Origin of the sequence: Acinetobacter pseudolwoffii (genome assembly GCF_002803605.1) — a bacterium.
Taxonomy (GTDB): Bacteria; Pseudomonadota; Gammaproteobacteria; order Pseudomonadales; family Moraxellaceae; genus Acinetobacter; species Acinetobacter pseudolwoffii.
In genome coordinates this window covers 1-21,751 of record NZ_PHRG01000005.1, presented here as the reverse complement: position 1 = coordinate 21,751, position 21,751 = coordinate 1, and the positions used below count along the sequence as shown (strand labels likewise).

17 protein-coding genes and 3 pseudogenes are annotated in these 21,751 nt (G+C 43.2%); 5 read left to right on the top strand and 15 right to left on the bottom strand.

The annotated features are described in order from the left end of the window. Positions 1 to 105: 105 nt before the first annotated feature. Together CWI32_RS10490 and CWI32_RS15570 are read left to right on the top strand one after the other, a co-directional pair. The gene (locus CWI32_RS10490; protein WP_100535263.1) at positions 106 to 1,353 is read left to right on the top strand and encodes a tyrosine-type recombinase/integrase; all 1,248 of its coding nucleotides are present in this window, start codon (positions 106 to 108) and stop codon (positions 1,351 to 1,353) included. 161 nt (positions 1,354 to 1,514) lie between these two features. Beyond that, positions 1,515 to 1,580 (top strand): annotated as a pseudogene (locus CWI32_RS15570) (PPC domain-containing protein); the annotation flags it as partial. Positions 1,581 to 1,790: 210 nt separating this feature from the next. On the opposite strand, the gene CWI32_RS10485 reads toward CWI32_RS15570, so the two are convergent. From CWI32_RS10485 to CWI32_RS10420, 14 genes are all read right to left on the bottom strand, one after another. Beyond that, positions 1,791 to 3,947, bottom strand: coding sequence for a TonB-dependent receptor (locus CWI32_RS10485; protein WP_252146107.1), 2,157 nt, complete (start codon positions 3,945 to 3,947; stop codon positions 1,791 to 1,793). 76 nt (positions 3,948 to 4,023) lie between these two features. Further along, positions 4,024 to 6,447: a glucose/quinate/shikimate family membrane-bound PQQ-dependent dehydrogenase gene (locus CWI32_RS10480; RefSeq protein ID WP_100535262.1), complete on the bottom strand. Its 2,424-nt coding sequence runs from the start codon at positions 6,445 to 6,447 to the stop codon at positions 4,024 to 4,026. Positions 6,448 to 6,892: 445 nt separating this feature from the next. Continuing rightward, positions 6,893 to 8,212, bottom strand: coding sequence for a carbohydrate porin (locus CWI32_RS10475; protein ID WP_100535261.1), 1,320 nt, complete (start codon positions 8,210 to 8,212; stop codon positions 6,893 to 6,895). Positions 8,213 to 8,272: 60 nt separating this feature from the next. Beyond that, positions 8,273 to 9,733: a right-handed parallel beta-helix repeat-containing protein gene (locus CWI32_RS10470; RefSeq protein ID WP_100535260.1), complete on the bottom strand. Its 1,461-nt coding sequence runs from the start codon at positions 9,731 to 9,733 to the stop codon at positions 8,273 to 8,275. A 27-nt stretch (positions 9,734 to 9,760) separates the two neighbouring features. After that, positions 9,761 to 10,615, bottom strand: a complete 855-nt coding sequence (gene aroD, locus CWI32_RS10465) for a type I 3-dehydroquinate dehydratase (RefSeq protein WP_100535259.1) — start codon at positions 10,613 to 10,615, stop codon at positions 9,761 to 9,763. A 149-nt stretch (positions 10,616 to 10,764) separates the two neighbouring features. Beyond that, the gene (gene pcaG, locus CWI32_RS10460) at positions 10,765 to 11,394 is read right to left on the bottom strand and encodes a protocatechuate 3,4-dioxygenase subunit alpha (RefSeq protein WP_100535258.1); all 630 of its coding nucleotides are present in this window, start codon (positions 11,392 to 11,394) and stop codon (positions 10,765 to 10,767) included. 15 nt (positions 11,395 to 11,409) lie between these two features. Next, positions 11,410 to 12,135 (bottom strand): protocatechuate 3,4-dioxygenase subunit beta, encoded by a 726-nt coding sequence (gene pcaH, locus CWI32_RS10455; RefSeq protein ID WP_062034296.1) that lies wholly within the window; start codon positions 12,133 to 12,135, stop codon positions 11,410 to 11,412. A 26-nt stretch (positions 12,136 to 12,161) separates the two neighbouring features. Then, positions 12,162 to 12,596, bottom strand: coding sequence for a 4-carboxymuconolactone decarboxylase (pcaC, locus tag CWI32_RS10450; protein ID WP_100535257.1), 435 nt, complete (start codon positions 12,594 to 12,596; stop codon positions 12,162 to 12,164). Positions 12,597 to 12,610: 14 nt separating this feature from the next. Continuing rightward, positions 12,611 to 13,966, bottom strand: a complete 1,356-nt coding sequence (gene pcaK / locus CWI32_RS10445) for a 4-hydroxybenzoate transporter PcaK (RefSeq protein ID WP_100355949.1) — start codon at positions 13,964 to 13,966, stop codon at positions 12,611 to 12,613. 42 nt (positions 13,967 to 14,008) lie between these two features. After that, the gene (gene pcaD / locus CWI32_RS10440) at positions 14,009 to 14,785 is read right to left on the bottom strand and encodes a 3-oxoadipate enol-lactonase (protein ID WP_171304344.1); all 777 of its coding nucleotides are present in this window, start codon (positions 14,783 to 14,785) and stop codon (positions 14,009 to 14,011) included. 8 nt (positions 14,786 to 14,793) lie between these two features. After that, positions 14,794 to 16,149 (bottom strand): 3-carboxy-cis,cis-muconate cycloisomerase, encoded by a 1,356-nt coding sequence (pcaB, locus tag CWI32_RS10435; protein ID WP_100535255.1) that lies wholly within the window; start codon positions 16,147 to 16,149, stop codon positions 14,794 to 14,796. Positions 16,150 to 16,171: 22 nt separating this feature from the next. After that, entirely contained in the window at positions 16,172 to 17,377 is a 1,206-nt protein-coding gene (gene pcaF / locus CWI32_RS10430) for a 3-oxoadipyl-CoA thiolase (protein ID WP_100535254.1), read from the bottom strand. A 75-nt stretch (positions 17,378 to 17,452) separates the two neighbouring features. Continuing rightward, the gene (locus CWI32_RS10425; RefSeq protein ID WP_100535253.1) at positions 17,453 to 18,100 is read right to left on the bottom strand and encodes a 3-oxoacid CoA-transferase subunit B; all 648 of its coding nucleotides are present in this window, start codon (positions 18,098 to 18,100) and stop codon (positions 17,453 to 17,455) included. Between the two features lie 13 nt (positions 18,101 to 18,113). Next, positions 18,114 to 18,794: a 3-oxoacid CoA-transferase subunit A gene (locus CWI32_RS10420; RefSeq protein WP_100535252.1), complete on the bottom strand. Its 681-nt coding sequence runs from the start codon at positions 18,792 to 18,794 to the stop codon at positions 18,114 to 18,116. A 279-nt stretch (positions 18,795 to 19,073) separates the two neighbouring features. On the opposite strand from CWI32_RS10420, the gene pcaU reads away from it, so the two are divergent. Next, entirely contained in the window at positions 19,074 to 19,898 is an 825-nt protein-coding gene (pcaU, locus tag CWI32_RS10415) for an IclR family transcriptional regulator PcaU (RefSeq protein ID WP_100535251.1), read from the top strand. A 200-nt stretch (positions 19,899 to 20,098) separates the two neighbouring features. On the opposite strand, the pseudogene CWI32_RS10410 reads toward pcaU, so the two are convergent. Further along, positions 20,099 to 20,290 (bottom strand): annotated as a pseudogene (locus tag CWI32_RS10410) (type II toxin-antitoxin system HipA family toxin); the annotation flags it as partial. Between the two features lie 73 nt (positions 20,291 to 20,363). On the opposite strand from CWI32_RS10410, the gene CWI32_RS10405 reads away from it, so the two are divergent. Together CWI32_RS10405 and CWI32_RS10400 are read left to right on the top strand one after the other, a co-directional pair. Then, positions 20,364 to 21,484 (top strand): IS3 family transposase gene (locus CWI32_RS10405; RefSeq protein WP_100535250.1). Its coding sequence is split into 2 segments (ribosomal slippage): positions 20,364 to 20,598 and positions 20,598 to 21,484, totalling 1,122 coding nucleotides; the frame shifts between segments, so codons are not numbered across the junction. A 103-nt stretch (positions 21,485 to 21,587) separates the two neighbouring features. Next, positions 21,588 to 21,751: pseudogene (locus tag CWI32_RS10400) on the top strand (IS256 family transposase); the annotation flags it as partial.

The following is a 21,751-nucleotide window of genomic DNA, read 5'->3' as shown; positions in this document are numbered from 1 at the left end:
ATATATTTATATAATTTTAAAATTTTAAAATTTTATTATTCACTCTTTTTGTTGATTAATATATATTGATTTTGCTTACTACTTGCTTACCATACGCTTACTAGAATGAAGTTAACAAAACCTGCTATTGATAAAATTGATTGCTCAGACAAAAATAAACCAACTTTTTTTTGGGATGAGAAAACCCCAGGATTCGGTGTTAAAGTTACACCTAAAAATAATAAAAGCTACATCTTCCAAGGCCGTATTGGTCTTCAAAACCGTCGTATAAAAATTGGTGACGTTGATGTATGGAAATTAGATGACGCTCGTAAATATGCACAAGAATTGGCGATTATGTGCCACAAAGGGATTGACCCATTAATCGAGCGTAAGAAAGCTTTAGCTGATAATAAAGAACTGCTAAAACAAGAAAAGCGTAAAACTATTAAATTTAAAGATGTATGGTTTGAATATTTAAAAGCAAGACAACCTAATTGGCGACCAAGAAGCTATCAGGATCATATCGAATTATCTAGAGGTGGTTACGATCCTGAAAAAAATAGTATTTATACTAATCAACCCATTTATCAACTGTTTGAGTACAAGCTTTCTGAATTAACTGCAGATGTGTTTTGTGATTGGCTTGATCAAAATGACTATCGTCCTACAACATCAGCTAAAGCATATCGACTCACACGCGCTTTTCTGAATTGGTGCGAGGAACATGAAGACTATGAAAACTTAATACCTCCAAAATCATATAACGCCAAGAAGGTTAAAGATAAAGTCCCTTCCTCCAAAGCAAAAAATGATTGTTTGATGAAACAGCACCTAAAACCATGGTTTGAAGAGGTAAATAAGTTAACTAGTAGAAAAATTGCGATTTTTTTGATATGTAGTTTAATCACTGGTTGCAGAAAGAATGAGCTACTTTCATTAAAATGGACAGATGTCGATTTTCGTTGGAAAACAGCAAAAGTCAGAGATAAAATTGAAGATGAAGGTCGCCTAATCCCTCTAACTGCATATGTTGAAAGCTTATTATTAGAACTAAAGAAAAATTCTGATTCTAAATTCATATTTAGTAGTAAGGGCGCTGAATGTGGCCATATTGTTAATCCTTACGATAGCTTAGAGAAAATATGTAAAAAACTAAATATTGAACTTACTCCCCATGGATTGAGGAGATCATATAAAACGTTAGCTATTTGGGCAAAAATCAATGAAGGATCTTTAGCACAGATATCAGGTCATAAACCTAGTGCATTAGTTGAAAGGCACTACATCGTACGACCTATGGATATGCTACAAGAAACACTACAAGAATATGAGGATTGGATTTTGCAACAAGTACGAAATGGCATTAATTGAGCCTGTAAATTATTTTGTGTAAGTTCCATTTTTTATAAATAATCTTTTAATGGATCATCGAACTGAATCGTAAACCAATTCATTGCTAAACGCCAATTTTGGATTCGAGTTTATTACTTATGTTACTATATCAGGGGCGATACAAGAATTAAGGTAACCTTATTAAAATAGCGAATACGAAATTACTAGCTGGTGCTTTTATGGCCCTAACTTTAACTATGCTTAGTGAACCGTACCGGGTTTGTCGGAGAGTCAATATTCTGAGAGACTATCCCGATGACAAAATTAAAATATACCCCTGAAATTAGAGAAAAAGCGGTTCAATTATTGATTGAATCCGGCTTTGTTGCATAAATTTTTTAAAGATAGAGCTTTACTAAGTTGTTCAAATTTAAGTGACAACTTGGGTGTGAGTGATCCTAGCCAAACCATTTCCATTAAAAGGCTTTGGTCACACTCATGCCAACGCTAAAGTTTCGACCATCGACGGGTTCAAAGAAGCGACTATTGCCGTCATTCACAATCACTGAGCCAACATAGTTACGGTCAAACAGGTTATCGACTCGGGCATAGCTGTTTACTTTCCAGTCACGGTTTACCCATAAATAGCCGACATTTGCAGCCACAACGGTATAACTTGGTGCAGTATCTGAGTTGATATCATCGACATAAATTTTATCCATATAGCGTGCTTCTAAGCCTGCTTGGAAGCCCTGTTTAGGTTGCCATGCAATACGGGTAAATGCTTGATTTTTAGCAATTCCGGGAATATATGTCCCTTTTTCAATCAAAGGCTTGGTGGTGGTTGCTGCAATATCGGCATCAAAAGTGGCGTCCAAATAACTATAGCTTGCACTAAGTTTTAGATCCTGCCAAAGCTGGTGTTGCCAAGCCAGCTCAGCGCCTTGTCGTAAGGTTTGCTCTGCATTACGAAATGTATTGCGTCCCGCATTGGCATCATCAGGCACGATGTCATTTTTAGTAACAGTATTGAAAACTGCCAATGTAAACATTCCAAATGCGTTTTGGGATTTTAACCCCAGCTCATAGGTATCACTGCTTGCAGGTTTTAAATCGAAATTAATTCCCGATGTGGCCAATGTCGGATAAGCCATTTCGGTAAAGGTTGGAGTTTCAAAGCCTTTACCATAACTGGCATAAGCATAAAGTTCAGGTAAAATTTCCCAGCCTAAAGCCACGGAAGGCAATAATTTTTGATAATCCGTTGAACCACTGTCATCACCATTGCCAGCTACAATGTAATGATCATCTGACTCATAATGTACATTGCTATAGCGTAAACCTGTATCAAGATGCCACGTGGGTAAGAACTGCCATGAGGCTTGTACATATGGATCTAAATTCCACAAGGTATTATTTTCATTACGGCGTAAATCACCTTTCACGCCATAGCGACCAGTATCATCATAGTTTTCATAACCTTTCCGGTCTTCGACCATCCGGTCTAAAGCCACACCTGCAACTAAAGTTGTATTCGGTAAAACTTCTTTCCCTGTCCAACGGAAGTCCGCACCATAATAATCTCGGTCAAAGTCAATTACGCCACCTGCATGGCGAGGATTAAGTTGTGAAGAGTTTGGTATACATTCCCCTGTAACTTTATTTATCCCACATTTAGGAATTGACTGATATTGTACGACCTGTCGGTTGCCCAAATAGAACATGCTATATAGCTCTTGCTGATCATTCAGCGGCTTAGTCCACGTCAGTCCTGTTTGGGTTTGTTCAATTTCTTTACGGACATTATAGGTATTTTTGCTGTCATTGACTTGTTTTGGATTGGCTTTCCACTGCTCATGCTTTAGACCTTGTGGGTCGTCGGCATCAATATCGACACGGTTCATCACCCAGTTGATTTTACTGCCATCCTCTAAGTTCCATGTCAGTTTGGCATTATTCAGTACTTTTTGCGCTGCACTATGGTCTCGAAAACCATCGGTATCAAAATAAGAGGAACTAATCACATAAGCGGGTTGATTGGCCTGTTCAGAACCCCCTTGTAATTTGATATTGGCTTGTTGCTTATGGTGGCTGCCTGCATTGAGTCCCACTTGGATTGAGTCTTTCCCTTGTCCTTCTTTGGTCTCAGCCAAGATGGTTCCACCTGATGAGTTACCATATAAAGATGAAAATGGCCCTGTCAGCACTTCGATGTGATCCAAACTATTGAGGTCAATATTGGAACTTTGCCCTTGACCATCAGGCATGGTCGCAGGAATACCATCGACATACATCCGAATGCCACGCACGCCAAAAGTCGAACGAGCGCCAAAGCCACGCATCGAAATCTGCAAGTCTTGCGCATAGTTTTCACGGTTATTAATTTGTAAGCCTGCAACCCCTTGTAATACTTCAGATAGATTCACATTGACATTGTTTTGTACTGTAGCCGCTTGGACTTTTTGAATGGATGCAGAAGTCGATAACAACTCGCTATCGATATGTACCGCTTGGACGGTGATGACAGGAAGTTGATATTCTGTCGTTTCTGCATAAGCATGCATAGATTGTAGAATAACCGCAGTCAATAAGGCTTGTTTAAAAGGCGCAGGTATCAAATAAGTTAATCGCACAATATTTCCTTGCTTGTTATTACCATAAAAATAGGAAGCCTATCATCTCGACAGGCTTCCCATACAATAAAACGTTTTAATCGGCTAAGCTATACGCAACCACATAATCACCATGATCAGGCGACTGACGTGCCCCACCCGCGGAAATGACCACATATTGCTTGCCTGTTTTTGGAGAAATGTAGCTCATCGGTGTCCCTTGGCTACCTACGGGTAAACGCGCTTTCCATAACTCTTCACCATTAGATGAATTGAAGGCGCGCAAGTAGAAGTCTTGTGTTGCAGCAAAGAACACTAAACCACCTTGAGTCGCCATTGGGCCACCAATGGTTGGCATACCAATCGGTGCTTTTAAGCCCATTTTAATGCCCATTGGACCAGTATCTTCAACCGTACCTAAAGGCACCTGCCAAGCCACTTGACGGGTTTTCATATCAATCGCAGTCATAGTTCCGAATGGTGGTTTTTGGCATGGAATGCCCAATACCGACATAAAGCGGTTTTTATTCACTTTATACGGTGTACCTTTCATTGGCACTGCGCCCATACCTGTGTTGACCTTCTCTCCACCACTGGCTTCAAGTTTTAAATCTTCAGGCGTTTGTTTAATCAGCTGAATCCACAGACCTAAGCGCATGTCGTTGACAAACATATAACGATGCGTTGGGTCAAATGCGATACTGCCCCAGTTCATCCCACCCAACGAACCCGGAAAACTCAAAGATATATCAGAACCCGGTGCTGTAAATAGACCATCATAACGCATGGATTTAAAGTTAATGCGACACATCAACTGGTCAAATGGCGTTGCGCCCCACATGTCCGATTCAGTCAAAGTCTGATTGCCAATTTGTGGCATTTCAACTGAACGTGGCTGAGTTGCACTGTATTGCTCATCAGGAATATCTGCAGCTTTGACAGGTTGTTCAACCACTTTAGTTAAAGGCTTGCCTGTCACACGGTCGAGTACAAAGAACTGACCAGACTTGGTGCCAATGACGACAGCAGGTTTGGTTTGCCCATTTTGCATTGGAAAATCGACCAAGCTTGGCTGCATGGGTAAATCGAAGTCCCAAAGATCATTGTGAACGGTTTGATAAACCCACTTTTCTTTACCTGTGGTTGCATCCAAAGCCAAAACAGAAGAATTGTACTTATGATCTACAGGTTGACGGTTTCCGCCCCAAACATCGACTGAGGAACTGCCCATCGGTAAGAACACCGTGTTCATTTGCGGGTCGTAGGACATTGCCGCCCAAGAGTTAGCTGAACTACGTTTATAGATTTCACCCGGTTTTAGGACATAGTTTGGATTTGGGTTACGTGGATCAAAAGCCCAGCGTAGCTGCCCAGTAATCACATCATAAGCACGAATCACGCCACCTGGCATATCCGCTGCAAAGTTATCAGCAATACGACTCCCGACAATGATGCTAGTTCCCGCAATGGTTGGCGCCGAGGTCACTTCAAAACGAGGCGCTTGCGTGCCCGCACCTAGACCTTCCAGTAAGTTCACCGTTCCATCGACACCAAAGTCTTTACAGCGTTCGCCTGTATCGGCATTGACTGCAATTAAACGACCGTCAGGTGTATTGGTATAAACACGACGTGGACATGCGGTATTGTTTGCCACCGCTGTCACCGCACTTGCACCGGCTAAAGTCGGTTGTACCAAGGCTTGAGTCGAGTCAAAGTAACCCACACCACGGCAACGCTCCCAAGCATCCGCTTTAGAGTTCACTTCAGCTTTCCAGATTTGTTTACCTGTGTCAGCATCTAAAGCAATAATGTTGTTATGCGGTGTACATAAAAAGACTTTATCACCGACCTGTAAAGGCGTGAGCTGGTCTTCTGCGCCATTACCCGTACCTGTAGTCATATCGCCTGTTTGAAAGCGCCATGCTTCCTTTAACTTAGATACATTATTTCGGTTGATCTGATCCAACGCAGCAAAACGACTTCCACCGGCATCATTACCATAGTGCGACCAATTCACTTGTTGAGTTTGAGCTGTTACAGGCACTAGGGGTAGTTCTTCACCACTGGCTTTTACCGTTGGATGTGGAATAAACATGCCATACAAACCACCGAGCATACCTAACACTGTCAAACCACCTAAGGCATAAGCGGGTGCTGAAGATGCAATTTGAAATTGGTACTTACGAATAGCTGGTAAGGTAAAACACAGTGCGGCAAATAAACCCGCAGGGAACATTAAACGTGAATGGAGTGCCCAAAAATCCCAACCTGCATCAAACAGTGCCCAAACCAAGGTTCCAAGAAAAACCAGTGCAAAAATCCAGACACCCAATGCTTTTTTTCTAAAAATAAATATTGCGGAAATAGTGGTCAATAAACCTGCAATCAGGAAGTACCAAGAACCACCTAGACTAATCAGTTTTCCACCACCGATTAAATAAAATAAGCCAGTCAGCAATAAAGCTAAGCCTAATATAAAGCACCATATTTTAAATATGGGTTGAGATTGCGATTCGGACATACTTTTTACTCCAAATGCTGTGTTTTAAATGATCTCGCCTACTTTGTTTTGAGCATCATTCACACCACATCCAAACTTTGAGCATCCACAATTAACTTGCTTCAACAATGAAAAAAGAGTGTTTAGGGGCTGTTGATATTTCATAAATGGCTTGCGTTGTAGGCTAAAATTGAGCAGGCAAGGCATGGAACGATGACAATAGTGGGACTATTTTCAAGTTTCATAACGATGCCTGTGAAGATTTTAGCCACACCCTTTTAGGACTAGAGTATTTTTTGATGCTACGTTGTTGCGAACCACTTATTTAGAATGACTAAATTGCGTATTTCGCGCCTAGTATCATCTAAAAAATACTCGTTGTCGCAAGCATAGATGAAGTGTCAACAGCCCCTGGCTCAGCAATAGTATTGCTTACATTTTAAACACTCTTTCACTTTAAAAACGATTAAAAATTCACCTTAACGCTAAGACCCGCCACCCAAGCATCATCCACTTCTTTCACGCCAGAGGGTTGATAGATATATTGTAGGTTGGGTCTGAGCATCACCACAGGTGACCACTGATAGGTATAGTTCAACTCAACATTGAGCTCATCATGTTGAATTGGGACATAATCACTCGCAACTGCATCGTAACTGTAATAACCACGACCTTCATTGGTGGCGATTTGCTTGTCCGTCGCACGATCATTCACGACATAATTGGCTAAACCAAAACCGATGGAGTCATTAGGGCGACTATCGAAAGGACCTTTGTACCAAAGCGCCAGTTGTTGTGTACTTTCTACAAATGTTGTGGCCTTATCGTTCACTACGCCATTAAAACTGATATATAAACCACGCTTCGGATCAGCTCCGTGTTGAGTCAGTTGTTGTTGAGCATTCAACCAAAAACTATATTTGCCATCGTGGATTTCTCCTGATGTGCCCACATCTTTAGCTTCTGCTGTGGAATACAGTGCACCGAGTTTATATTCGCCCGGTAAACTATTAAATGTGGCAAGTTTTGGTTTCCATACCAGTTCAACTGGAATAGTCGCCCCTTCGACATTGTCCATATCGAGGTTAAAGCCATCACTGTCTGAGTCTGTTTTGACATTGTCTGGGTTGACTTCATAGACCCCAACACCAAGTGACCAGTCTGATGCAAATTGGTATTTAACATTGGTGCCCCATAAGCTGACAGGCCAGTTATACCAAATCGAACCGATGGACTTACCTAACTGTCCACCACACAAAAGTAAGTTCTGAAACTCACATTGCGAGCTGTTAAAGTCATCCGACATGCCCATACGTCCAATCTTAAATTGGACACGGTTGTCGTCAAATCCTGTTTTGATCCATGCTTGGGTCAAACGCCAAATTTTGCCACGACCATAAATTTCTTGGCTGTTGCCCAAGGTGCTGGCACGAGGGTCTTTAATGCGTTCAAGCGTTAAGGCATTACCATCACGTTTGGTAATCATCAAGCCTGCTGTGGTATTTTCCCAACCTGCAATTTTATTCAAATCAAAATTAGCACCTAAGGTTAGCTGCCCTGCATTTTCCAAGGTATTGTCATCGTTATAACCACCATCCAGATTGGTTGCCGCCTGACTCATAATTGCCGCAGTAAATTTATAGCCTTGATCTTCCAGTTGCTTCCGCTCACCGTTCCAATCCCCAAATAACCATTGACGATCAGCCGAATAAAATTCATTTGCAGAAGCCAGTTGGCAAGTTAAAAGTGCCAAAGATAATGTGCCAAGTTTTAATAGTTGTTGCATACCAAACATCCTTTTTTGTGAGGAAAGCTCAACTAAAGTGAGCTTTCCATGCGGTTTTTATTATTTAATGCGAACGGCTGGGCTGAGTTCAGAAGTTGCACCCAAATGGTCGGTTACATTCGCTGTCGCACTTGCAGCACCACTCAGTGCTTTCCAAGAGGCTTGACCTTGACCTTGTGCATTGGTTGTGAGTACTTGAGCCCCTAAGTACTGTTCAGCTTCTTGACTATTCGCTTGACGATTGGCAAAGAATTCAACTTGGTAGCGTTGATTTGGTTGCCCTTGAACTGTCGCGGTAATTTGTCCTTTGCTATAGCTTAAACGCGGTGCTTGGATGTTTTGGTTTGGCATCGCATTACAGCCTTGCTCATTTGGCTGTGTGCAAGTTTTTTGAAGTTTTGCATCTTCAATCACCACACCACCACCACGAGAACCGACAAAACCTGCATGTTCAAGCGCAGGCACAGCAAATACAATGGCACCTAGACGTTGGTTTGGTACACATGAACCGCCTGCTTCACAACGCTTAATATCTTTACCATTGTCCCAAATTAAATTTTTGGTCAGCGTGGTACGTGCATTGGCATCTTTTTCAGAACGTACTGCAATCCCAATGCGGTTACCATGCACTTTGTTGCTGTCAAAGATGTTGCCATCACCCGTTAAGTTAAAGCCAATCGAGTTATTGGTCAGCTCGTTATAGGCAACGTAGTTACGTTTACCCCAGTTAATTTGCAAACCATCAGAATAGTTTTCAAACTTGTTGCCCACTACTGCGTTGTCATTGCCCCAAAGAATTTCAATACCCTGAGATGGTTCTGGGTTAGCTTTGGTTGAAGTGAACAGGTTATTCGCAACTAGGTTAAATGCCGCACCACGCGTCAGCTCTAGACCATCGCCATTGTCTACAAACAAGTTATTTAAGACCTTGTTGTTATTGGTGGTGGTTGAAGTTGGATTACCTTTACCATCATCACCTGTCAGCATCACACCTGAACCACCGTAGTTATTACTGATGCGGTTATGCTGAATTAGGTTGTTGCTCGAACGGTTAATCAGGATACCGATACAGAAACGGTGGATATCGAGACCTTTTAAAGTCACGCCATTGACATCTTGCAGCACCAGACCCGGCAACGTCATGGTACGGACGTTGGTGCCATACTGCTCTGGGTTTGCGCCTGGGCAGGCTTTAGCACCTTCGCCTTTAATATAGTTTGAACCATCAATTGCAATAAACTCGCCTGTTTTGTCCCATTGCGTCCCAATGATCTTTACTGAAGATTTGATCGGCGGTAAAGGCTGATTCAGTTTAATTGCATAGGGGGCTTTACCCACAGCTTGGATTTGAATTTCATTTTCTTGCGCTGCATTGGCATTCGATTGTTCAATTGCCCAGCGTAATGAACCTTTCGCACTATCGTCCTGATAGCGGTCAACAATATAAGTTTCTGCACTGGCAAAACCTGAAGCCACTAAACCCAATGCCAAAGTCGTTAAACGTAAAGTTGATGATTGCATCTTTAAATCCTTTTATGTCTGGAAGTCTTAAGGTGTAGGCTGAACAGTTTTAAGGAACTGTTTAAGTTGAGTCACATCAATTTGACCCGGTGCTGAAGCCTCACCAATCATGCCAAAACTTAGGCTACTACCCATGTTGGCAGTAGCGACACGCGAGATCGTGCCCAATTGCCCCATCGACATGGTCAGTAATGGTTTTTGACTTTTTTGGCTCACAGCAAGCGTTGCATTCATTAAGGTCATGACATCTTGTTTAGATTTCGGCATTACCGCAATTTTCAAAATATCTGCGCCCATTTGGTCTTGTTTCAGCAAACGGTTTTCAATTTCTTGTTGTTCTGGGGTCTTATTAAAATCGTGATTCGACATGATCACCAACACATGTTGATCATGCGCTAATTTGGTCAATTTTGCCACGCTGCCTGCATCACGGAACATCTCGATATCCAGCAATTGCATGAAAGGTGCTTTGAGGTATTCACGATAAATTTTTTCATAGTCTTGATCAGTTACCGTCATTTTACCGCCTTCATTATGGGTACGAATGGTGGCAATCATCGGTTTATCTTTCAAAATCTGATTGAGTTGATGACCAAGTGCGATCACTTTTTTCGTGTCAGCAGAAAATTCCAATAAGTCGATACGAAACTCAGCCAAATCGACATCAGGATTGCTGGCAATCACTTGCGCTTGGGCCATGGCTTGCTCTGCTGTCTTTGCGGTAATCGGCACAATAGTTTTGACAGGTAAGTCACCAATATTGAGGTTTTTCACTATATAGTGTTGTGTCGTAGGAGCAACTTCCGCTGCAAATGCTGGCATTGCGGCGATAACAGCACTGCTTAAGCAGAGTTGCATTGCTAATTTTTTAATTTTCATCATTACATTTCCTTGTATTTTCAAACTATTGTCTGACTTTTATCGTCATCCGCAAGCATACGTGGGATGAATGAAATAGGTCATACCATCACCACGTATAAACTTTTATCTATCGAGCCAGTGCAAAGTGTTCTGCACTGAACTGAATCAACTTAGATATCTAGAAAAACTGTTTCGTTTTCGCCTTGTATACGAATGTCAAAGCGATAAACCACTTCACCGTCGCGCTGTTCACGTTTTGCAATGAGCGTCTGACGACGCGGTGCCCACTCAATGCCTTTCAGCACTGGGTCTTGCGCATTGGCTTCTGCTTCATCTTCAAAATACACACGGGTATTCAAGCCAATGTTAATTCCGCGAGCAAAGATGATCAGCGCAATATGCGGTGCCTGAGTTGTGCCTTTACGGCCCGGAACCGCACCCGGTTTAATGGTATTAAAACTCCAAAAACCAGTTTCGAAGTCTGCGCCTGTACGCCCCCAACCGAGGAAGTTTGGATCCACCACTTTGCCTTGAATATCGGCCGCACTTGGATAGATGCCGTTGGCATCTGCCTGCCAAATCTCGATTAAAACATCACGTAATGGTAAACCTAAGCCGTCAAACACCTGACCTTCTAAGCGAATACGTTCGCCTAAAGTGTTTTCTTTAACTAACTGGTTATTAAAGTTATTTTCAAACACTTCGATGTTGGCTTGTTGTGGCAACAAACCAATGTGTACGTATGGTCCACCTGTTTGAGATGGCGTTTCATGCAATTCTTGAAAGTTCCAATGGTTCATATTGTTCTCCCTGAATTAAGTCAAATCATTTTCGAAATAAGTCGCACGACGACCACGTAAAGTGATGTCAAAGCGGTAACAACGGCTGTCTGCTTCAATAAAGTTGCTCTTGTCTTCCAAGGCAATCAATGCACGACGTTGTTCTTCCGAAGGAATGGTTTTAATAATTGGACACGAATCAATCAGCGTATCGCCTTCAAAATAGAACTGTGAAATAAGACGCTGCGCCCAACCATCGGCAAGTAAAGAGAAATGAATATGTGCAGGACGCCATTCATTAATACGGTTACGCCAAGGGTACGGGCCTGGCTTAATGGTACGGAACACAAAATAACCATTGGCATCGGTCATCATGCGACCACAACCACCAAAGTTCGGGTCCATCGCACCAATAAACTGGTCATTTGGATGGCGATAACGACCTGAAGCATTGGCTTGCCACACTTCGAGCAAAGCATTTTTAACTGGGCGCCCAAACTGATCACGCACATAACCATGCACAATAATGCGCTCGCCGACTGGCAAACCTTCTTTGGCATAGTTCAAAATCAAATCGTTATCTTTAGGCCCAAACTGTTCCGCACTAAACTGTGGTGAAGTCACTTCAGTTAAAGTTTCTGCAATCGAAATCAACGCATTTTTGGGCGAGCGTAATACACTGGTTTTATAGCCGGGTGCATATGCTGGCGGATGATCTTCGGTATTGCGTTGTGCATAAGCACCTAAAATAAGTTGCGACATGTGACGTCCCTCTTAATCTTGTTCCATTACTCTTGATTTGTTGGTTCTTGGCTAAGCTGCTGTTCGCTCAACTTTTGCGGGGCAATGCCCAAATCTGCAAAAACTTCTTCTGCCATGTGCATGGCTGCATTGGCTGCAGGTAAACCGGCATACAATGAACAGTGCAAAATCAATTCTTTTAAGTCGTTCTTGGTCACACCATTGTTAAAACAAGCACGTAAATGCATACGCAATTCGTCTTCACGGCCCAATGCCAATAACACGGCAATGGTGACTAAGCTACGGGTGTGGCGCGGCATGCCTGGTCTAGACCAGACTTCGCCCCATGCAAAACGGCTAATAAAGTTTTGGAAGTCGGCATTGAAATCATTCAAGTTCTCAAGTGAACGACCGACATGCTTTTCACCCAGCACTTCGGTGCGTACGGTGATTCCTTGTTCATAACGTTGTTCATCATTCATGGGAGAAACCTCAATTAGGTCGCATCGGTATGTGCAACCAGTGATTTAACAAAAATAGCGACTGCTGCTGCTGTTGCTGGAATTAACAGCAGACTTAAAATAGCTGTAAACGACCAGTCATTGCCGAGTAATACCGCACCGATCCAAGCACCAAATACCGCACCAAAACGTCCAATCCCAGACATCCACGCCACACCTGTTGCACGGCATTGGGTTGGATAAAAACGAGCACTGAGTGCTGGCATTGCCGACTGCGCACCATTAATTGCAACACCTGCGCAAAGCACTAAAATGGCAAGTAAGGTTGGATTTGCTAAGCTCTGACCAACGGCAAAGGCAAAGATCCCAGCGACAAAGTAAAAGCCTGCAATAATGCGGTTCGGGTTGAAACGGTCCATTGCCCAGCCAATAAATAAAGCACTGAGGACACCACCAAACTGGAATAAACCACCGATAAATGCAGCACGTTCCATCGTTGCGCCAGTTTCACGCATTAAGGTTGGTAACCAACTGGTGAGTAGATAAATCATCACCAAACCCATAAAATAGGTCAGCCACAATAAAACCGTGCCTTTGACATATTTCTGAGAGAACAGCATGCCAAACACACCTTTCTTCTCTCCACCTTCCGTTTTTTCTTCAGGTACATGAAACTCAGTAACACCATGTACTTGCGTCGGTGCAATACGCGTTAGAATTTTGCGAACTTTTTCGGGGTCACGACCTTTCACAATCAAGAAACGATAAGATTCAGGTAAGAAGAAAATCACCAAGATCATCAAAATCAGTGGCGACCAACCGCCCAGTAAAAATAAGCTGTGCCAACCAAAGGTTGGGATCAACCAACTGCTGATGAAACCACCTGTTGCCATACCCAAGTTGTAACCACAGAACATACAGGTCACGAGTAGCGAGCGAGAGCGCTGCGGGCAATATTCAGAAAATAGTGTGGTTGCATTCGGCATCGCAGCACCCAAACCAATACCGGTTAAAAAGCGAAGGACCACCAAGGTATTTAAGTCCGCTGCATAGGCTGATGCCAAAGTAAAGCCACCAAAAATCAGCATCGAAACACTTAAAACAATCTTTCGCCCAAAGCGGTCAGCGGTTGGGCCAGACACCAAAGCACCAATAATCATGCCGCCTAAAGCAGCACTCATCACAGGACCGAGTTGCGAGCGGTCTATCCCCCAGTCTTGTGCCAAGGCTGGAGCAATAAAACCCATTGCCGCAGTATCAATACCATCAACAAAAACAATGAGAAAACATACAATTGCGATCAACCACTGATATTTGCTAATCGGTGCATCATTAATCAGTGCTTGTGCGTCTATACTCGTTTTTTGAGTAGCGTATTCCTGAGACGCCATACCTGCCTCCTTGGGCTGAAAGTCCTTTTAAAAATCCTTAAACTATTGAAGCGATCCAATGAACTGACTGAGGGTTTGGGTAAACAGCTCAGGTTGCTCAATATTGGAAAGATGCGATGTATCAATCACCGCTAATTCACACTTTTGAATCTGTTGTTGCATAAAGACGCCATCTGCCACTGTAGTAACTGGGTCAAATGCGCCTGCAATCACTAAAGTTGGAATCTGAATCTGTTGAATTTGAGTAGATAGATCTGCTTGCGCGAGCGCTCGGCAAGATTCTGCATAACCCAGTGCTGGTGTAGTCGCTAAAGATTGAATAGTGCGCTGCGCCAAAGCATCGTGTTGATAATCAAACTGCTCACTAAACCAGCGTGTATGCGTAGTCGCGACCAAGTCTGCTAAGCCATTGGCCGTTACCGCATCTGCACGGGCATTCCAACCTTCCGCAGTCCAAATTTTAGCTGCCGAGTTCGCCACAGTTATGCTATGAAAGCGATCTGCATGATGAATACCAAGCCACAAAGCGGTCATGCCGCCCATTGAAATCCCGCAGAAATGCGCTTTTTCAATGTTTAAGCCGTTCAGAATATCAATCACATCTTCTGCGAGATTTTGTATAGTGGTCTGCTCAATTACATCGCTTTGACCGTGACCACGGGTGTCATAAGTCACTACTTTGAACTGTTGTTCGAAGGCAGCAACTTGTGGCTGCCACATGCCTTTATCTGTACCCAATGAATTTGAAAATACAATTACAGGTGCATCTTCTTGTCCGTTCACTTGTACAGCCAAGTGTTTATCTTGACGATTGGTCATTGTGATATTCACATTGCCTCTCCCTTTGCTTCCTGCAAAACCGCATCAATCTGGTCTTGAATATTGCCTAGATAGGACGCTGGTTCAAAAATTACTGAAATCTGAGCTGCACTAAAATAGGCTGTGACTTGATCAAGTTCGCAGATAACCTCTTTTAAGTGAACGCCTTTTTCCACGGCTGTTTTACATGCAGCTTCCACCAGATGATGGGCCTGTAAACGCCCCATATGCGCTGCCAAAGCCATCATGACGGCTTCCGCCATGATCAAGCCTTGTGTACATTCCAAGTTGCGTTGCATGTTCTCAGCATTAACTTTCATGCCTTGTAAAACGTCCAAAGTCCGCTCCAAAGCGCCTGCGCAAAGCTGGAAAATTTCAGGCAATGCCAGCCATTCTGCATGCCATCCACCTAAACTACGCTCATGCTCTTGCACCATGCTCTGGTACAAACTCGACATCAACACAGGCACACGATTGGCCGCCGCCAAAACGGATGCCGCAGCGACAGGATTACGTTTATGCGGCATGGTCGATGACCCTCCACGCCCTTTTGCTGTGGGTTCAAAGATTTCAGCAATCTCTGTTTGCATCATCAACGACCAGTCACGCGCCATTTTCCCTAAACTGCCGGTCACCATGGCTAAAACACTCGCAATCTCAACAATACGATCCCGCTCACCATGCCAGGTACAGGCTGGTACAGAAAGCTGCAACTGGGCTGCATAAGCATGAACCACTGCTGTGCCTTGTGCCTGCAATGAAGCCAGTGAACCGACCGCACCGCCTAATTGCACAGTAAAAACACGTGCTTTCATCGCTTCAATACGGGCCAAATCACGATGAAATGCCGAAGCCCAGCGTGCCAATTTATGCCCCAAAGTAATTGGTAAACCTTGCTGCAACCAGGTGCGTCCAATCATCACTTGTGAGCGATACTGTTCAGCTTGGGTCAATGCAGTGCGATAACATTGATAAATTAAAGCTTCAACATGCGTCATTGCAGCACGACATTGCAAAATACAGGCAGTGTCTAAAATGTCTTGACTGGTTGCGCCCCAATGCACATAACGCGCAGCATCTTCATTACTTTGTTTCACAATCGCAGTGAATTGCTTCACAAAAGGAATCGCGATATTGCCCGCCAAGCCTGTAGCAACAGCTAAAGCATCAAAGTCAATCTGATCAATTGCAGTTGCTGCGATGTTTGAAATTGCTGTTGCCGAAGATTCTGGAATGACACCGACCTGAGTCTGCGCTTGTGCCAAGGCAACTTCAGCCTCAATCATGTATGACACCAACGCGCGATCACTGAAAATTTCAGTCACCTCGTTTTGGTAAAATAAGCTGGCATATAACTGGCTCATGATCGCTATCCTTAACTCTGCTTTAAACGCGCTGAATAATCATTGCAATGCCTTGACCGACACCAATACACATTGAACACAGGGCATAAGTACCACCGGTTTGTTCTAATTGGTTTAAAGCTGTGGTGACTAAACGCGCACCCGATGCACCGAGTGGATGACCAATCGCAATCGCACCACCATTTGGATTCACTTGGGTCGTATCGTCTGCAAGACCAAGATCACGGGTAACGGCCAGTGCTTGTGCCGCAAAGGCTTCATTCAACTCAATCACATCCATCTGCTCAATCATGAGATCAGCTTGTTTGAGTAGCTTTTTGATGGCAGGTGCTGGCGCAAAGCCCATGATACGAGGTTCAACCCCCACAGCCGCAGAGGCAATAATCTTGGCACGTGGTTTTAGCTGGTATTGTTCTACTGCTGCTTCTGAAGCAATCAGTACAGCAGCTGCACCGTCATTGATGCCGGATGCATTCCCCGCAGTGACAGTGCCTTCTGCTGTCACAACAGGCTTGAGTTTGGCTAAACCTTCTAATGTAGTTGATGCACGTGGATGTTCATCCGTGTCGATCACAATCGGATCGCCCTTACGCTGTGTAATATTCACAGGGATGATTTCATGTGTAAAAAAGCCCTGAGCTTGCGCGGTTGCGGTTCGCTGTTGACTCGCTAAGGCAAACTGATCTTGATCTGCGCGATCAATGTTAAATTGTTGTGCCACGTTCTCTGCAGTTTGTGGCATGGTGTCTACACCATACATCGCTTTGAGCTTAGGATTAATAAAGCGCCAGCCCATGGTGGTATCTTCAATCTTCTGGCTACGTCCATAAGCTGTTTCCGATTTGCCCAGGACAAAGGGTGCACGAGACATACTTTCGACGCCACCTGCAATGATTAAATCCGCTTCGCCGGCTTTAATCGCACGCGCTGCCATTGCAATCGCATCTAAAGATGAGCCACATAAGCGATTCACAGTCGTGGCTGGAACTTCGACAGGTAAGCCTGCAAGCAGTGCAGACATACGACTCACATTACGGTTGTCTTCACCCGCTTGGTTGGCGCAGCCATAGATCACATCATCGACTTGTGTCCAATCAACACTTGGATTACGTTGCATTAAGGCTTGAATTGGAACTGCACCCAAATCATCGGCACGGATTGGAGCGAGTCCACCTGCATAACGGCCGAATGGGGTACGGATGGCATCGATAATATATGCAGTTTTCATATTTAATTTTCCCTTTATCTAAAATCCCCCCTAACCTCTCTTTTTCAAAGAGGGGTTAGGGGGGATTTATTATCCTTATGTCGCATCCACTAATAGTGCACCCGTCATTGCCTGCAATTCTGCAAAGCTTAAACCGTCGACTTTCTCTACCACTTTCAAGCCTTCAGCAGTGACATCAATCACGCATAGGTCGGTATAAATACGATCGACACACTTCAAACCTGTTGCGGGATAGCTTAGTTCAGCTACGATCTTCGGTTCACCTTGTTTAGTCATATGGTCGGTGGTGATAAAGACTTTCTTAGCACCGACGGCTAAGTCCATTGCACCACCAACAGCAGGAATCGCATCAGGTGCACCAGTATGCCAATTAGCCAAGTCACCATTAGCTGCCACTTGAAAGGCGCCAAGGACTGCAATATCCAAGTGACCACCACGCATCATTGCAAAAGAATCGCCATGGTGGAAAAAAGCACCGCCTTCGAGCATGGTCACATATTCTTTACCCGCATTAATCAACTCAGGGTCTTCTTGACCTTTTTCAGGTGGTGGACCAAAAGCCAATAAACCATTTTCAGAATGTAAGAAAACGTCTTTGTCTGAAGGAAGGTAGCTGGCAATTTTGGTCGGTAAACCAATACCGAGATTGACATATGCACCATCGGGAATATCTTGTGCCACACGTTCTGCAATTTGGTTACGGCTGAGTTTTTGATAGCTCATGATGTTCTCCCGATTACACAGCAACAGGTTCAGGTTGAACCTGTACCACGTGTTGAACAAAAATACCTGCGGTGATGATGTGTTCAGGGTCTAAAGCCCCTAATTCCACCACTTCAGAAACTTGGGCAATGGTCACGTTTGCTGCCATCGCCATAATCGGGCCAAAGTTACGTGCAGATTTATGATAAATCAAATTGCCCCAACGATCGCCTTGTTGCGCTTTAATCAAAGCAAAGTCTGCTTTAATTGGATATTCCAAAACATAATCTTTACCGTCGATGTGACGGGTTTCTTTGCCTTCAGCCAATAAGGTGCCATAGCCGGTTGGGGTGAACACTGCACCTAGGCCCATACCAGCTGCTTGAATACGACAAGCCAAGTTGCCTTGTGGAACCAGCTCTAACTCAATTTTGCCTGCACGATAGAGTTCATCGAAGACCCAAGAGTCGGACTGACGCGGGAATGAACAGATGACTTTTTTCACGGCACCGGCTTTGAGTAGCTTAGCTAAACCATAGTCACCATTACCAGCATTATTGCTAACGATAGTAAGGTCTTTGATACCGAGTTGAATTAAGCCATCGATCAATTCCGCAGGCTGTCCTGCGGTACCAAAACCACCAATCATGATGGTTGAGCCGTCGGTGATTTGGGAGAGCACTTCCGCGAGGGATGCCGCGCTTTTATCTATCATTAGATAACTCCATTGTGCATCATGCAAATTTGAAAAGACGCGGAAAACTAACTTATACTGGAAGATGATTCAGCTAAAACCACATTCCCTAGTTTTTTAGTTCGATTTCCTTATCTGTTCATTTTTTATAATTTTTCCGCTTTGGGATAGACAGTGACCACAGGTTTTGTTCGATCATCGAACAAAAAATCTATAGATCGAACAAAACCTGATTATTTCACTCTGATTTCACGTTATAGTAAAAATAATGAATTAATAAAAATCGAAAAAGGAAACATGATGGAAGAAGCAGCCGAGACAAAAGAAAAGCGTCTTCAACACAAAGACAATAAAAAAACTATTCGACATGAAGATTTTGTCGCAGGTATTAGTAAAGGTATGGCTATTCTCGACAGCTTTGGTACTGACCGACATCGTTTAAATATCACTATGGCGGCGGAACGCACAGGCATGACTCGTGCTGCAGCACGACGCCATTTACTTACCCTTGAATATTTAGGCTATTTAGAATCTGATGGTCATTATTTTTATTTAACCCCTAAAGTTCTAAAGTTTTCAGGATCTTACTTGGGGGGTGCACATCTTCCTAAAATTTCTCAGCCTTTGCTAAACCTGCTCACCAATCAAACCTCACTCATTTTTTCAGTTATGGTTCTCGATGGCTATGAAGCCATTACCATTGCACGCAGTGCCGCGCACCAGCAAACGGATCGTGTCAATCCTTATGGCCTGCATTTAGGAAATCGCTTACCTGCACATGCAACATCGGCGGGCAAAATTTTACTGGCCTATCTCGATGATCAGGAACAATGTGAATGGCTGAATCAGTATCCACTACAACGCCTAACCAAATACACCCATTATAACAATGAAACGTTTCTTGCCTTATTGCACGAAATTCGAGAGCAAGGTTGGTGCTATTCATGTGAGGAACATGAATTGGGCGTACATGCCCTTGCCGTTCCGATTTATGGACAACAGTTAAAAGTGGTTGCCGCCTTAAATATTGTTTCCCCTACCATGCGCACAACCAAAGAGTATTTGATTCAACACATACTGCCGTTACTACAAGAAACCGCACGCGAACTACGTAATATTTTATAATTTATCAAGGCTTTGTTTCACAAAGATTTAAAGATTATAGCTAGCCGAATTTACTCAGGAATAAGTGACAATTTGGGTATGAAATCGGCCTAATTTTTTAGGGGGATTACCCAATGATATAACCAAACTCTAGCCAATTTGACTGACACAGAGTTTTGAACACTCTCTTGCAGTTATCAGACTCATCGTATTTATTAGTTCTAATCATTTACAAGTATTTGAAAATTTGGATGCAATTTTTTCCAATGTTCTCTTAGTTTTTCTTTATGAGCAGAATCGATTGGTAAATCTTGTAATAGCGTTGGCCATACTGACCGTGCTTTATCGGTGATCTCACGAAGTTGTTTGTCTATAACACGCCATGGAACACCGATTTTTTCCGCCCATTGTTTTGATCCTAGACAAAATAATGGACAGCACGTCCCTCTAAAGATAACGTAACTTTAATCTTTGGAGATTCAAGAAATGGCTAAACGTTTTAGTCCCGAATTTAAACAGCAAGCGATTGATTATGCACTTTCAAACTCCCACGAAGCTATAGCTGCAATCGCCCAGAAATTAGGTGTGGGTTATTCAACATTAGATAAATGGATTCGTGAAACCAATCCGGCAGGTTCAAGCAAACGTCAACTTTCACCAGAACAACAGCGGATCGTGGAATTAGAGAAAGAAGTCAAACAGCTCAAGGAAGCCAATGACATCTTAAAAAAAGCGCATGTGTACTTTCTAACAGATCATGCCAAGAAAAGTACACGGTAATTCAAGATCTAGATATGAATGAAGTCACCGTATCTTCTGCCTGTAAATACCTAGGTGTCAGCACTTCAGGCTATTATGCCTGGCGAAAACGTCAAGCCAATACGGCACAGAAATATAATGACTTAAAAGCCGTATATTGGCAGCATCATGCACGATTGGGTGCACCTTCATTAGTACATGACATGCATGATTTAGGTTACAACATGAGCGAACGTACTATTGGAAGGATGCTAAAAAAGCTTGGTTTACGTAGCAGGATTGCACGTAAATACAAGCATACGACTGATTCAACCCATCGTTTGCCTACAGCACCCAACTTGTTGGATCGCCAATTTACAGTTACTCAGCCTAATAAAGTCTGGACAACAGACATTACCTATATCCGCACTAAAGAAGGTTGGTTGTATTTATGTGTGATGCTAGATTTATTTAGCCGTCGTATCGTGGGGTGGCAAACCAGCCATCGAATAGACCGCCAGTTGGTGTGTGATACGTTTAACTATGCAATGGCTCGTCAGGGTTATCCAACTGGTGTTATGGTTCATTCGGACCAAGGCTCACAGTACTGTAGTCGTGATTTTAGAGCGCTGTTACTGAAAAATGATTGTACTCAGAGTATGTCTAGACGTGGAAACTGTTGGGATAATGCAGTGACTGAAAGCTTCTTTCATACATTAAAAGGTCATGTGGTACATGGCAGTGTGTTTTCGACTCGAAAAGAAGCGAATGCTGTCTTGTTTGACTATATTGAAATTTATTACAATCGAGTCAGAAGACATTCTGCAAACGGCTGGTTAAGTCCAGAAGCCTTTGAACAGAAATATTGAACCGTACCGGGTTTGTCGGAGACTTTTTTATGAGACTGTAAATTAAATTGTGTAATTGCCTGAATTTGCTATGTTCATATTCACAACGGAGTCAGGCAACATGATGAACGAACAAAAACTAAAAGACCTTGCAGCAGAATTTGCTAAAGGAATCAAAACAGAAGACGATCTCAATCAATTCACCCGATTGTTGACTAAACTCACTGTTGAAACGGCTCTCAATGCCGAACTTACCGAACATCTCGGACATGAAAAGAATGCTCGTAA